We start from the raw sequence: 14,383 nt of genomic DNA on the forward strand, positions 1-14,383 counted from the left end.
TCATAGGCGGTTGCCGCCCTCCTTGGATAGGTACATCTGCGGTGTTCGGCGTACAACTGCCCCTGTTCGCGGGGGACAAAACTCAGGCGGGCATCCAGTTTTCCTGCAGTTATTGCTCCTTGTGATGGTGAATGGCGCCCCAGAGATTAGTTGGGTTCCCTCCACTTCCTAAGGCCTCACGAGTAGCCTTACCGATTTTAGCTGGATTTTTTCCACCTAATTTTCCCTCCTCCCTCGTTCTTCTCCGATCCGTGTAGCAGCAAGTGCTATTTCTCCAACTAATTTACTGTATACAGAGGTTTCTGCAATATTAGATGTCGTTTTTCCACTTAGCAGGCTTTCTCTTCTTCTCTTCTTCTCTTCTTCTCTTTGCGTTGGCCAAAACAAAGATTGCCTGCTGTGGAGAGGACATTGGCACAATCTGCGGGACATCAAGCAACAGAAAAACCGCCTGAAATCAGACGGTTAGCAAAAGTGGAATTTATGGTTTAAAGTCTTCATCACTTACAGGTTTACAGGTTTACAGTTACCCGGATTACGGCTCATTCGGACGCATTCCCCATTACCCGCGGCCGTACCTCGTTCACGGCTTCCATCAGCCGGCCGCAGGTTGAGATCAGCTGATCAATCTCCTCCCGGCCCACCTTTTCGATAATCTCGGCCAGCACATCTGAATAACGGTCCATTCTGCTGCCGAATACCGCCTGGCCTTTGGCCGTCAGGCAGATATAGATGACCCTGCGGTCGGTTTCGGACATCACGCGTTCAATATAACCTTTCTCTTCCAGCGTACTGACCATTTGTGAAGCCGTCGGCCGGCTGACCTGCATCAGCTCACTTAATCTGGAGACCATCAGGCCGCGGCACGGGCCTCCCCGTTCCTGTTCATCTGCCTCCTGTTGCTTCATGGCTGCATGTATGACAAACATCGTTACAAATTCTCCATGCGGGATAGAGTCCATGCTCTGCTGACGGGGGGTTAGGCGTTTTATATTTTCCAGTGTGATAAGCAGCTGCCTTTCCTGACTGTCCTGGATACTCATGAGACACCTCCGTTCTATATCATTAGATTACCTACCTAACATGTGAAAATCAATACAAACCGCTATTATCTTCCGATAAAAAATAAAATTATTGTGATGTTTAAAATAGTTGTGTATTATACATAAAAGGTAGTTTGGCTACCTAATTAGAATATCATAAAAAGCCAAACTATAATACGTATAGGATCAAAGGAGAGTACCCTGCCATGGAGCATCTCACGCAAAAAAAGAAAGTAACCATTATGATCGCCTTAATGGCGGCTATGTTCTTCGCGGCGATCAACCAGACAATTGTCGGCACCGCAATGCCCCGGATTATTGCCATCCTGGGCGGAATTGAGCATTACACCTGGGTAATCACCATCTATATGCTGACCTCAACCATTGCCACGGTGCTGGTCGGTAAGTTATCCGACATTTACGGCCGCAAGCCCTTCCTGCTCGCCGGGATTGTTATTTTTATCATTGGGGCCTTCCTGTCGGGCTTGTCTGACAACATCTATCAGATGATCACCTACCGCGGGATACAGGGCGTCGGCGGCGGAATTCTGATGTCGGCCACCGTCACTGCCGTAGGCGACCTGTTCGCTCCGCGGGAAAGGGCGAAGTGGACGGGAATTATGATGGCCATGTTCGGCTTCTCCAGCGTAATCGGTCCTACCCTCGGCGGATTCATGGTCGATCATATGGATTGGCGCTGGATCTTCTGGATCTTCCTGCCGCTCGGGATTGTAGCGTTCATCATGATCTGGAGAATGTTCCCCAAAGGAACGCGCGCAACTTCCGAAACGATTGACTATCCGGGCTCCATCTTCCTGTCCCTCAGCATCGTCGCCCTGCTGCTCGGCTTCTCCTGGGCAGGCACCAAATATGCCTGGAGTTCACCGGAGATTCTCGGACTGTTCGCGGCAGCGATTGCCGGTGCAGTCATTCTGATTCTGATTGAGCGCAAAGCCAAGAGTCCGGTGCTGCCGCTCTCCCTGTTTAAGAATTCGATTGTCACCATCTCGATGATTATCGGCTTCCTGATGAATGCGGGCATGATGGGCGCCATGATCTATTTGCCGTTCTTCGTGCAAGGGGTCGAGGGCGTGTCCCCGACCAATTCCGGCTTCATCAACATGCCGATGTCGCTGATGATGATTGTGCTCAGCACACTGGCCGGACGCTGGATCTCCAAGTCTGGTAAATACAAGCGCTACGCCATGATCGGCATGCCGTTTATGGTCGCCGCCATGATCATGATGGCCTTCATGAACAGCATAATTATGGCTGTGGCCAGCATGATCGTGTTCGGGATCGGACTCGGGCTGGCGATGCCGGTATTCACGCTGACCGTGCAGAACGCCGTGGCTCCGCAGATGCTGGGCGTAGCTACAGCTACCACAACTCTTTTCCGTAACCTTGGCGGTACTATCGGGATTGCCGTTATGGGTACCGTGATGAACACAACTCTTACGCATAAGCTGGAATCTGCAGTGGCCTCCGGCAAAGGTCCCGACCTGTCCAAGCTTGATCCGGAAGCCGCAGGGCAGCTTACAGCCTTCATGAATCCGCAGCTGCTGCTAGACCAGCCTAAGCTGAAAGAGCTGCATACAACGCTGCCGGAGCAAATCCGGCCGCTCTTCAATCAATTGATTGAGATGCTGCGCGGGGCGCTGAGCGACTCCCTGACGGTAGTGTTCCTGAGCGGTACTGCGCTGCTCGTTATTGCAGCCGTCCTTGTTCTGTTCCTGAAGGAGATTCCGCTGCGTTCCAGCGAATCCAAGACAGAGGCTGCCGCAGAGGAAGCCGGTGCGGGGAGCAAGCTGCGGAAGGAAACTGCGCCTGCAGGGCATTAACAGATTCACAAGTTAATCCTATAAACAACAAAGAGATGTCCCGGAACAGCTACAGCTGCGGGACATCTCTTTTTGTATACAATGCCCAATATTACTGTTCAGAAATCATTCTGCTGGCTATTCAGCTGCTCGAAATATTCGTATACCCCGTTCAGCAGCTCGCTTAAGGTCTCACTTCGTTCTTTGCCGAGATGGTCAATCATCCCCTGGAAGGTCTCCCGGGATTTCGCCACCGCCATATCGGCAAGATGCGCACCCTTGTCTGTTAGTGTAATGTCGCTGATTCTGCGGTCCTGGCTATCCGGCGTGCGCACAGCGTACCCTTGGGCAATCAGGCTGTTCACCATCTGCGTGACCGTGGGAGAAGTCACTTTGAGGAGCTTGCTGATATCGGAAACCGTCCGCCCCTTGTTGCCTTCCTGCTCCATGCCCTTTTTGATCGAGACCAGCACACGGATTTCACTCGGCTTCAGTCCCCAGAGCGTCGTCTTGCGCCAATTCATCCGGGCAAACTGCTGAAAAGCCTCTATTAAATCATCAATATGTTCATATTTATCTTCGTTCATCGGTACACCCCATAAGCTTTATTAACTTAAGTATAGCCCAAAATAGCCCAAACCCTCCACTCAGGAAACGGCGTTGCCCTGGTTAATCCTCTTCCAGAAAGGTCGCATTGAATTTCCGCAGCAGCTCCCCGAAGGAATCTCCCTCTTCATCCGACCAGTTCGCCAGCAGCTTGCCCATAATTTCCTGCCGCATCTGCCGGTTCTCATCCAGAATTTCTCCGCCCAGCTCCGTAATCTGCAATGTATAGGCCCGTCCATCCACAGGGTCCGGTACACGGATGATATATCCCTTGTTCTCCAGTGCAGCTGCCTGCCTGCTGACGGTGGAGATATCCAGCTGGAATTCATCGGAGAGCATCTTCACTCCGGCAGTTCCGTTATTGAAAGCAATCTGATGCAGCAGCAGATAGGCCGCCCGGTCGAGATTGCCGATTTTTTTGTACGTGGTAAGTGAGGTCAGACGGCGGACAAGAACCGCCATTTCCAGCTCTATCGTCTCTATTGAACGTTTCTCCATGCAGTCCCATCCTCTTCTCTTTCTTCATTGACATCGTTCTTTCCACTTGTATAATACAAGTATATACTTTCATTATGCAACTTATTTGTGCATGAGATACTTTTCAGGGGGAACCTATATGAAAGCCCATGAGTTCATGATCCGCCAGGTCTACAAGGTCAAGCAGGAAGACACTGTACGGACTTTTATTGAGAAATGCATCACCCACCGGATCAGCGGCATGCCTGTAGTCAATGACCGGAACGAGATTGTCGCTTATTTGAGCGACGGAGATATTATGCGCTATATCGGCAGGCATGAGGATCTGATTGTGGATTCTTTTTTCCAGATCAATGTATTCGTCGGGGATAATGATGAGTTCGAAGAACGGACGCGCAAGCTGCTCAATCTGAACGTGATGGCCATCGCCAAGAAGAAGGTGGTCACTGTGCACTACGAAGAGGACATTGAACAGATCGCCACCATTCTCGGCAAAAAGCAGATCAAAAAGGTCCCCGTTGAGCGTAACCGTGTGCTGGTCGGCATCATCAGCCGCGGCGATGTAATCCGCCATTCCTTCAAGGCTCTGCTCTAGCCAGATGCTGTGTTCTGCTGTATTCTGCATTCTGCTATGCAAGCTGCCTTACCGGACTGTTGCCGGCGCCGCGTCTATTGCGGCTCCCGGCCGCACAGCCCATAGAAGAAGATGTGAATAAGCTCCTCCAGAAACGCATCCTTATCCTCATGCCCTGCCAGGCTGCCCAGCATCTCTCCCGAGCTCTTAATATATAACTGTATGGTCAGCAGAACCGCCTTCACTGACACTTTATCCGAAATTTCTCCCCGGGCTTTGCCTTCTTCCACCATCTGTACCATCAGCGGTACAATTTGCTCCTCATATTGCCGCTGAATATATACGTACATCTCCTGATCATCAACCATAATCTCCTTGATTGACGCCGGCGGCAGGCTGGAATAGGTCTCCTTCTCTTTAAAAAGGCTATAGGCAATCAGTTCCTTGAGCGATTGCTGCCGCCTCATTTCCTCCCTGAACTCATCAATAGCCTGCTGGATAAAATCCTTGAAAGATTCGCTAATCAGCGCCTCTTTACTCCCGAAATAATTATAAATCGTTACCTGTGACACGCCGGCTTCCCGGGCAATGTCCGCAATTCTCAGCCGCTTCGGCTCCCAGGTGTTTAGCATGGAGATCGTTGTCTTCATGATTTTGTCCTTGATTAGAGCCGTGCGCTTCTCAAAACCGTTCATTTCCTTCACCCTAACTTGACGTTGTAGCCGGGCTGTTTCCCTACCCGAAAAAATAATGAAATATATGAATGTTTTCATTTCATAATTATATTGACTTAGGCGTAGCCTGGGACTATTATAACATCTGAAATATCCATTCAATACTATTTCATTATTTTCTGTCGGGGGTGGCAGCATGCTGCAAGTGGAAGGTTTAACGAAACAATTTTCAAACGGCAAGGGGATTCGCGATGTCTCATTTACCGTGAATAAAGGTGAGGTATTCGGGTTCCTCGGCCCCAACGGCGCCGGCAAATCCACAACGATCCGGCATATTATGGGCTTCATGCGTCCAGACCGCGGCTCGGTAACGATCAATGGACTCGATGCCTGGAAGGGTCAGGGCCAGGTGCAGCGCCATACCGGTTATCTGCCGGGTGAGATCAGTTTCATCGACGGCATGACCGGAGCAAGCTTCCTGCAGTTCATGGCCTCCATGCAGGGCGTGAAGGACACAGCCAAACGGGAGATGCTAATCCGGCGCCTGCAGTTTGATGCGGCCACCCCGATCCGCAAAATGTCCAAGGGCATGAAGCAGAAGGTCGGCATTGTCGCCGCCTTCATGCACAGCCCCGAAGTAATCATTCTCGATGAGCCTACCTCCGGCCTGGACCCGCTAATGCAGAAGATCTTCACCCAGCTGGTGCTGGAGGAAAAATCAGCCGGAACCACCTTCCTGATGTCCTCACACAGCTTTCAGGAGATTGAACGGACCTGCGACCGCGCAGCGATTATCAAAGACGGCAGCATCGTCGCTGTGAAGAATATTCATGAGCTGCAATCCATGCAGCGCAAGCTGTTTGAAATCCTATTCGAGACCCCGGAAGACGCACAGCGGTTCGCCGCCTCCGGCCTGATAATAGATTCTATCGCAGGCAACCGGGTGAGGATTGCCGTGCAAGGCAATTATAATCCGTTCACCGCTGAGCTTGCGAAATATCCGGTCCGCAGTATGGATATCTTTACCCAGAACCTGGAGGACATCTTCATGGACTATTATGACCGGGAGGCGAAGGTGCAATGAATCTGGCCCTATATAAGGAAATGATGCGTGTCAACCTGCGGGGGATTATGAATTACGCCGGGGGCTCGGCTTTTTATATTCTGTTCATGATCTGGCTCTACCCCGGCCTGGCAGATAACACGAAGGCGCTGAACGATCTGGTGCAGGCGATGCCGGAAGGCGTAGGCAAGGCCTTCGGGCTGAATAACGGCTTCTCAAGCGCGGAGGGCTTCATCTCGGGCGAATATTACGGGCTGATTCTCGTCCTGATTCTGGCTATAGTCTGCGTACAGATGTCCACACAGCTGGTGGCCAAACTTGTGGACCGCGGCTCGATGGCCTACCTGCTGGCTACACCGACAACACGGAGCAAGGTGGCCATCACCCAGGCGATGGTGCTGGTTACCTCCCTGTTCATCATAATGGCTGTGACCACACTATCCGGCTTCGCAGGCAAAGCCTGGTTCCTCGGCAGCGGCTACGAGTTCGGAATTGCCCGGTTCAGCCAGCTTAACCTGGTGGCATTTCTGCTGTTCTTCGCCATCGGCGGATTCTGCTTCCTGGTCTCCTGTGCCTGCAATGACGAGAAGAAGGCGCTCGGAATCTCCGGGGCGGTCACTTTCGGGTTCTTCACCCTCGATATTCTCGGCAAAATCAGTGATAAGCTGGATGTGCTGCGCTTCTTCACCCTATTCAGCTTCTACCGTCCCGGCGAGATTGTGCAGGGAACAGCAGCCTGGGCAGAGGTCTCCATCTGGCTGCTGATGATTGGGCTGGCCTGTTTCACGATCGGCATACAGCTGTTCAGACGGCGGGATTTACCGCTATAACCGGATGGAACCCTGCAAGTCTATTCTCTCCTTGGGGTAGTTGCGGCACCTTGCTTTTTGTGTCATTGTAAAAGCAGGTCTTGTCTATTCATCAGGTTTAGTATATTCATAAGGAGAGAACCGTCTTTGCTGCTTATTCATGAACTTATCGCCAATCCCAAAGCCAGGGAAATCTATTTCACTGTAAGAAAACACGGCACCGTCTCCAAACAAAGTCTGCTGGACGAAAGCGGACTGACCATAAGCACGTTAACACGCATACTGGATGAATTGCTGTCCCTGGAGCTGCTGGTTGAAGTCGGCTTCGGCGAATCTACCGGAGGCCGCCGCCCCACCCTCTATGAGACTAATCCGGCCTATGCCTATCTGCTGGGACTGGAGATCTCCCGTACCCATGCCAAGCTCGTATTGATGGACTTTCATCTGCAGCTGCTGGGCGAATATACCTGGAACATGGATACCGCCCTTACCCCGGAGCATCTGATGGAATCCTTACATAGTCAGGCACTGCAGATGCTAGCTGCAGCCTCCATTGATCTTGGCCGGGTCGCGGGACTTGGCATCGGCGCAGTCGGCCCGCTGGACCGCCAGGCCGGAGTTATCCTGAATCCGGCACGATTCACTGCGCCGGGCTGGTCTCAGGTACATATTAAGGAGCTGCTGGAACAGCGGCTGGCTGTGCCGGTATATCTGGACAATGGAGCCAATACGGCTCTGCTGGGCGAATACTGGGCCAGCAGTAACCGGATGCAGCATCATCTGCTCTACCTCCATGCCGGAATCGGCCTGCGCTCCGCCATCATGAATGATGGACGGCTGCTCTATGGCATGATTGATACCGAGGGGGCTGTCGGACAGATGATCATCGAAGGCTCCGGGCTGCCGCCGCATATTCCCGGCGGCAACGCCGGTGCGTGGGAGAGCTATGTGTCCATCCACACCCTGGAGAGACAGGCGCGTGAAGTCTGGCGGCTGGGCAGCAGCGGGCTGCTCCGCAGCCTGGCCGAGAGTGCAGAACAGCTGGAATTCGCCCATCTAATAGAAGCGCTCCATGCCCGTGATCCCGAGGTTGTCCGGTTGTTCCACGAGATGGCTGTCTACTGCGGCATCGGGCTGGCCAATCTGATCAATATCCTCCATCCCGAGGAAGTCATCCTCGGCGGCCCGCTATTCCTCGCGGCCGGTGATTTCTATCAGGAGGCGACCCGGATCGCCCTTGAGCGGACCTATTACCGCGAGCAGTATAACGTCCGCTTCACCCGCAGCAGACTGGGTGAACGCTCGGTCGCAGCAGGCGCTTGCGCTATGGTGCTGCACCAGTTGACGAACTAGGGAACAGTGCCGGTATCACTCTAATGCCCCAGTAATCACTCTTACGCATCGATAGTCAACGTACCGGTTGTTCGGTGAAAATAAAGTCTTAGACTGATCCATTAATAAAAGCAGCGGCAGTCTAAGACTTGATAAATAAAGTCTTAGACTGCCGCTGTTGTCGTTCGACTAACGTTTCCGGTTAGCTTAATCGTCTTATGTTTTAATTAGAGTCGCTGCTTATAGCTGTGAGGCTTGCCGAACACCTAACGCAGTGACGTCCCGACGGGCTTAGGGGGCTGGATGTGGTCACTCGCTTCTCAGAGTGACCCGGAGCGTCAATATGGTTTTAGCCGAAGGAAGTTCTGGAAGCAGCCATTGCATTTAAGGCGTTCTCAAAATAGCTATATACTTCATCTGCAACTCCCAGAAACTCTTCAACAAGTACATTACTATCCAAGTAACAAGCATACAGATAATCAACTAAAGCGGAGTCAATCTCACAATAGTTTAATATGGCATTCTTCATCTTAAAAATGTCATCTTGCCATACACCTGTATCTTCTATAACCAAAGAGTATAATGCACGAATTAATCTCTTAGAGTAACCTTTAATATATCTAGCTTTCATTGTGTTATCACTAGCATTAGAAAGTGAACTATGTATACGAGCTACTTCCTCCTTGGTCTCTGTATTTAAGTCTAAAATGAACTCTGGAGAAATAATTATCGGTGGCACTTTTTCACCAACGTCATGACCATATATGCAAACACAAATTATCTTTACCCAAAAACCCCACTCATTTGGTTTACTTAATACATCGTCAATCGGGCAAATTATCGTATCAATCTTAGTTACTACTGGATATTCTTCCAAAAGCCTGTCTTTAATATTTGACAATTTTTCGTAATCAATATCTTTGGGATTTACACATACAATAGTAAAGTCTGCATCTGACTTAAAAGGTTTAGCAGTTCCTTTTGGAATCGAACCACACATATAAATGCTATGAATCTTATCTTTAAATTCGGTAAGTATATTATCTATATACTTATCAACAAAATCCTTATATTCACTTTGTATTACAATTCTATTTATAACTTTTTCTAATATCATATAGACTCCTCCTAAACTAAGAACTTCTTTCGGCTAACATCTTTTTGCTAACTTCGTAAATTCGTCATGACTTAAGTTATTCGCGTAATCATTCAACTATCCTGCCCGTTCGTATTATGAGATCAACCAGTTCTTTCTGGTTGATCCTTTTTTCATTTGCATAGAGGATTAAAGTAGCCTGGTCGAACGTACCTGCCCGTGGGACTTGATCCCGAGCGCTATAATGTTCACCCTACTTGTCATGACCATGATTGAGGCTGGTTGGGACGTAAGATCCCGTATAACAAGCGATGCTATGGAGCGACAAGAAGAACCGTAGGGATGCCGGTGAATTTAAACTTACAGGGAGAGATGAGATGAAATGAATCCAGTTGTCGGTCTAGATATTTCAAAAGAAGAAAGTCATGGACAAGCCTTTTTAGCGCGCGGAAAGCTCTTCAGAGGGACATTCCACTTCGAGCACACTCGTGATGGCCTAGCAAATCTACATCAAGTTTTAAAGGACGTTGAATCGGTATCCAAACAACGTCCTTTGCTTATTCTAGAAGCAACAGGACATTACCAAAGCCCTGTTGTTCAGTTCTTAGAGGAACATCACTATATTTACATTGTCATTAACCCGCTAATCTCCAATCGGCTTAGAAAGTCTCAGCTTCGTAAAGTAAAGACGGATGCTGCTGACGCTTACCTATTGGGTGAGTTGTACTACAGGGAAGAGTTTGAACCTTTTAAGAAAAGAGGTGTGCAACTTCTCAATCTGCGCTATCTTACAAGGCAATATGAGACTCTTTCAAAGATGTGTGTATCGACTAAACTGCAATTCCAAGCTGTTTTAGATCAGGTTTTCCCGGGTTATAAAGGCGTGTTTGGAGCTATGTATTCCGGTGTTTCACTGCGGTTTTTAAGTGAATTCCCAACCTCATATTTAGTTTTACAGACGGATGAAGATACACTTAGAGCTAAGATGAAAGAACTGCTTTCTTCGAAACGGGGGCGTTCAGAGGACTGGATTAACCAACGGGTTCAACGATTAGTAGATGCGGCAAAACAAAATCCATTTCAGCAAACCATGTATGCAAGTCATTTAATCAATATGAGAGTTCTTATTACCCTTATTCTTCAATACCAAGAGCATCTTGCTGAACTGGAACAGAACATAGATGCTCTGGCTGAAGAAATTGAAGAGTATGAATTAATTCAGTCGATTCCCGGGATTGGGCATAAAATTGCTGCAACAATTTTATCCGAAATAGGAGAAGTCGAACGATTTGATCATCCTAAGAAGTTAGTCGCCTTCGCAGGCATTGACCCGAGTGTCTTTGCTTCCGGTAAGTTTACAGCGACTCGAAACCGAATCACGAAACGTGGTTCCAGGCAGCTGCGTTACGCACTGGTGATGGCTGTTCAGTGTGGACTTATACGCTCCCGAAATATGCGAATCAAAGCGTTCTATGAACGTAAGAGAGCTGAAGGAAAACCACATAAAGTAGCTCTAATCGCATGTGCAAATAAACTCGTCCATTGGCTCTATGCGATCTTAAAAAATAAAAAGGAATTTCGTCCAATTTAAAAAATATTATTGGCATAACCTTCCAAGACACAAAGAAAATTGGAGGGTTTTTTGGCATGCCTCATTTTAACTATACCACATGATTTAGAATCACTTTACTGGTAATGTTGACAAGCTATTAGCTGGTATAGCTTAATGAAGTATTGCCAGTCTAATACTTTATTTTCTCAGTCTAGAACTTTAGCTTCAGCCTCATAAAGTGGCTTTTGGGAGATATAGCGTCCTCTCAGTCCGCTTCATTGGCAGGTGTGAGTGATCAGCAATTGTTCAAGCGACAAATGATGCAATTGCCTTAACAAGGACAAAATCTATTCGACTTTTCGCATACATTTGGTCCAGTTACCTTCGCGATAGCTCATTGCGTTCGGTTTTTCGCATACATTTGGTCCGGTTACCTTCGCGATAGCTCATTGTGTTCGGTTTTTCGCATACATTAGGCCTGATTACCTTCGCGATAGCACATTGTGTTCGGTTTTTCGCATACATTGGACCCGGTTACCTTCACAGTAGCTCATTGTATTCGATTTTTCGCATACATTAGGCCTGATTACCTTCGCGATAGCACATTGTGTTCGGTTTTTCGCATACATTTGCTCCGGTTACCTTCACAGTAGCACATTGTGTTCGATTTTTCGCGTACATTAGCCAACCTTTGGCCCGCTTACCAGGAGATTCAATGGGATTACGGATCTGCTCCTAATTCCAAGGGACTTATTTGTCCACAACTGACATATATCAGAATTTCCTATACAACAGGAAAGGCAGCAGCCATCCCTTAACCGGGAAGGCTGCTGCCTTTTATAGTTGTCTTTCACCTGCTGTTATACTCGCCCAATGAATCCGCTCAGGCGCTTCATCGCCTGGCTACACCCGCCCCACCTGAAGCGCTGCCGCCAGCCTGCTGCCGAAACGGCTTCCCAGCAGCTCGTAGCCTTCGGCTCCCGGATGCAGGCCATCCGTCAGCAGCTCCTCATCTTCCGGGCCGAACCATTCCAGGCCATCCAGGTAATGCAGATGGCGGTCTCCCCGCTCCTGCAGCAGCTTCACTGTCTCTACGATCTGCCGCCGCATGAGCGGCAGGGTGAAGCCGAGCTTGTTCTCCTCCGTCTCCCGCTCCGTCCCGTAGATCGGAGAGATGACGGCCAGTGGCGTCTCCTTGTGCTTCTCACGGATCGTCTCGAGCATGCCGATCAGCAGCGGCTTGAACATCCGCGGGCTGGAGGCTGCTGCACCATATATATTGACTCCTACGCACAAGGTAATCAGTTCAGCCGGCAAATCCCGGATCAGCCGGCCCGCCATCGGCTCCATCAGGCAATTGCCCGAGAAGCCGAGATTGGTCAGATGATAGCCGCACTCCCCGGCGGCAATGACCGGCCAGGTGCGCGAAGGGCTGGATGCTGCCACACACTGGGTGATGGAGCTTCCATAGGTGATCCACCTTGGCCGGTGATCCGGCAGCGGTTCAGCAGCCGCCTCATCTTCGATCCGCAAGCCGCTCAGTGTAATGCCGGTATTCTGCGGCAGATAGACTTCCAGCTCCTTCATGCCGGGCGGAAGCCCGGTGAATAAGGCTTCCGTGCCGCCCGCAGCAAGTCGGAGCTTCTGGAACAGCACGCCGCCAATAAGACAGTCCAGTGCGGCAGCCTCCGCAAGCGGACTGAACGACAAGGCCAGTGCCTTGGAGCCGGTGGCCAGCCGCAGCCGGATACCGGAGCAGATTTCCGCCTTGCCATCGATCCCGTCCGGCGGATACAACTCATAATCCCGGTAAGGAATACGCCAGGGCTTGATCCCCTCCTCCCGGTGCTCCAGTGAAACTGCGCCGTGGAACCACTCATCCGTCAGAGGAAGGTTCTTCAATGCCCTTCCCCCGCTTCCCTGCTGTCCGCCGCCCCGGTGCCCGGAACGAAACCCTCCCCGAGCCATACATCCTGATCCAGCAGACGCTGCTGAAGCTCAGGGATCGAGATGCTGCGGGAATCCGCGCCATCCCGGAGCGCCAGCGATGCTGCCGTTCCGCAGGCCTGGCCCATCGAGAAGCAGTTCGGCATCACCCGCAGGGAGCCTTGAACCGCCCGGTCCGAGGACACGGAGCGTCCGGCCACCCACAGATTGCGGATGCCTACGGGAAGCATGACCCTGTAAGGCACGCCGTGGGAGACGCCCGGCGGCAGATGATTGAAGGTCATATCACTCTTGCTGGTAGCCAGGTGGATATCAATGTAATAGGCATTGCGGGCGATATCATCCGGGAAGGAACGCGCCGCAATGAAGTCGTCTACGGTCAGCATGTAATCGCCCTGAATCCGCCGCGTCTCCCGGATGCCAAGCTGCTCACCGCTCGCCACCAGATGTGCCGCCCCGAAGCCCGGCACATACTTGCGGAAGAATTCCAGTTGCCGCAGCACGGTCCGGCGGCCTTCGATGGCTCCGCGCGTAAGCTCCTCGGCCTTCGTTCCGTCTACCCCGAACACATGGCCGAAGTTGACCCCGACCAGATAATCACTCACCCAGGCCAGGCCGGAAATGGACTTGCGGCCTTCCGGCAGTGCCCCTTCAGCCATAGCCTGCTCAACCGTCCGGTGCAGCTGCCCCGTATCCCCCGTTTCTTCCAGGAACCGGCTGAACTCCTTGCGGTCCACATTCGCCAGCAGATAACACATGCTGCCCGGCTGAAGCTCCCCTTCCCCGCCGCCTTTCTGGAACGGAACGCCCGACAGGGCAGCGATATCCCCGTCACCCGTGCAGTCGATAATATACCGGCAGCGGATGAAAGACCGACCCGATTTATTGACAATAATCACGCCCTCGATACTCTGTCCATCCGGGGACAGCACAACATCGTAGACAAAGGTATGGAACAGCGGCGTCACACCGCTCTCAAGAATGGCATCGTCATAGACGCGCTTAAGTACCTCAGGATCAATCGGCACCCAGTCCAGCATTTCGCGGTATTCCTCCTGATAGCCAGGCGCGCAGGCCTGCTTCATCCGCTCCATCAGCTTCAGGCCGAGGCCGCGGATAATCGGCTTGACCTTGTCCGTGTAGGGACAGAAGGCAGGTACAAGCGCTACAGTCCCCATGCCGCCAAAATAACCCCGCTGCTCCACGATCATCGTGCTTGCACCGCCTTCGGCAGCGGAGATAGCGGCAGCAATGCCCGCCGCCCCGCCGCCGATCACCAGCACATCTACCTCGCGGGAGACCGGCACAGCTGCAGATGGCAGGGTAATCTGTCCGTAATTCATATCTCCGTAATTCATATGTTCCTGATTCATAATCGTCCTCCTTGTAA

General features: G+C 51.0%; 13 protein-coding genes. 6 read left to right on the plus strand and 7 right to left on the minus strand.

Annotated features, from left to right (window positions below; translation table 11 throughout):
* Positions 1–542: 542 nt before the first annotated feature.
* On the minus strand, positions 543–1,043 hold the full coding sequence (locus NYE33_RS31380) for a MarR family winged helix-turn-helix transcriptional regulator (RefSeq protein ID WP_341069226.1): 501 nt from the start codon (positions 1,041–1,043) through the stop codon (positions 543–545).
* A 206-nt stretch (positions 1,044–1,249) separates the two neighbouring features.
* Between NYE33_RS31380 and NYE33_RS31385 the strand changes: the two genes are divergently transcribed.
* Positions 1,250–2,884, plus strand: a complete 1,635-nt coding sequence (locus tag NYE33_RS31385) for an MDR family MFS transporter (RefSeq protein WP_340988433.1) — start codon at positions 1,250–1,252, stop codon at positions 2,882–2,884.
* A 98-nt stretch (positions 2,885–2,982) separates the two neighbouring features.
* Here NYE33_RS31385 and NYE33_RS31390 read toward each other — a convergent pair whose 3' ends face one another.
* Together NYE33_RS31390 and NYE33_RS31395 are read right to left on the minus strand one after the other, a co-directional pair.
* A complete protein-coding gene (locus NYE33_RS31390; RefSeq protein WP_042134894.1) occupies positions 2,983–3,450 on the minus strand; it encodes a MarR family winged helix-turn-helix transcriptional regulator in 468 nt (155 codons plus the stop codon).
* Positions 3,451–3,532: 82 nt separating this feature from the next.
* On the minus strand, positions 3,533–3,967 hold the full coding sequence (locus tag NYE33_RS31395; protein WP_042134892.1) for a MarR family winged helix-turn-helix transcriptional regulator: 435 nt from the start codon (positions 3,965–3,967) through the stop codon (positions 3,533–3,535).
* Positions 3,968–4,085: 118 nt separating this feature from the next.
* On the opposite strand from NYE33_RS31395, the gene NYE33_RS31400 reads away from it, so the two are divergent.
* Positions 4,086–4,541, plus strand: coding sequence for a CBS domain-containing protein (locus tag NYE33_RS31400; RefSeq protein WP_039309990.1), 456 nt, complete (start codon positions 4,086–4,088; stop codon positions 4,539–4,541).
* Positions 4,542–4,615: 74 nt separating this feature from the next.
* On the opposite strand, the gene NYE33_RS31405 is transcribed toward NYE33_RS31400, so the two are convergent.
* Entirely contained in the window at positions 4,616–5,215 is a 600-nt protein-coding gene (locus NYE33_RS31405) for a TetR/AcrR family transcriptional regulator (protein WP_076242560.1), read from the minus strand.
* Between the two features lie 175 nt (positions 5,216–5,390).
* Between NYE33_RS31405 and NYE33_RS31410 the strand changes: the two genes are divergently transcribed.
* From NYE33_RS31410 to NYE33_RS31420, 3 genes are all read left to right on the plus strand, one after another.
* The gene (locus NYE33_RS31410; RefSeq protein ID WP_341069228.1) at positions 5,391–6,278 is read left to right on the plus strand and encodes an ABC transporter ATP-binding protein; all 888 of its coding nucleotides are present in this window, start codon (positions 5,391–5,393) and stop codon (positions 6,276–6,278) included.
* A complete protein-coding gene (locus tag NYE33_RS31415; protein ID WP_042134885.1) occupies positions 6,275–7,087 on the plus strand; it encodes an ABC transporter permease subunit in 813 nt (270 codons plus the stop codon). Before NYE33_RS31410 ends, NYE33_RS31415 begins: the two co-directional genes overlap by 4 nt.
* 126 nt (positions 7,088–7,213) lie before the next feature.
* Positions 7,214–8,419 (plus strand): ROK family protein, encoded by a 1,206-nt coding sequence (locus NYE33_RS31420; protein ID WP_336102334.1) that lies wholly within the window; start codon positions 7,214–7,216, stop codon positions 8,417–8,419.
* A 328-nt stretch (positions 8,420–8,747) separates the two neighbouring features.
* Here the strand turns inward: NYE33_RS31420 and NYE33_RS31425 are convergent, their stop codons facing one another.
* Positions 8,748–9,515 (minus strand): nucleotidyltransferase domain-containing protein, encoded by a 768-nt coding sequence (locus NYE33_RS31425; RefSeq protein ID WP_042134882.1) that lies wholly within the window; start codon positions 9,513–9,515, stop codon positions 8,748–8,750.
* A gap of 361 nt (positions 9,516–9,876) precedes the next feature.
* Between NYE33_RS31425 and NYE33_RS31430 the strand changes: the two genes are divergently transcribed.
* Entirely contained in the window at positions 9,877–11,085 is a 1,209-nt protein-coding gene (locus tag NYE33_RS31430) for an IS110 family transposase (RefSeq protein WP_042138433.1), read from the plus strand.
* A gap of 864 nt (positions 11,086–11,949) precedes the next feature.
* On the opposite strand, the gene NYE33_RS31435 is transcribed toward NYE33_RS31430, so the two are convergent.
* Positions 11,950–12,948, minus strand: a complete 999-nt coding sequence (locus NYE33_RS31435) for an SGNH/GDSL hydrolase family protein (protein ID WP_341069231.1) — start codon at positions 12,946–12,948, stop codon at positions 11,950–11,952.
* Positions 12,945–14,366 (minus strand): FAD-dependent oxidoreductase, encoded by a 1,422-nt coding sequence (locus tag NYE33_RS31440; RefSeq protein ID WP_371916257.1) that lies wholly within the window; start codon positions 14,364–14,366, stop codon positions 12,945–12,947. Before NYE33_RS31440 ends, NYE33_RS31435 begins: the two co-directional genes overlap by 4 nt.
* Between the last annotated feature and the right edge of the window lie 17 nt (positions 14,367–14,383).

This window comes from Paenibacillus sp. FSL R10-2199, assembly GCF_038000235.1.
GTDB lineage: Bacteria > Bacillota > Bacilli > Paenibacillales > Paenibacillaceae > Paenibacillus_AQ > Paenibacillus_AQ phytohabitans.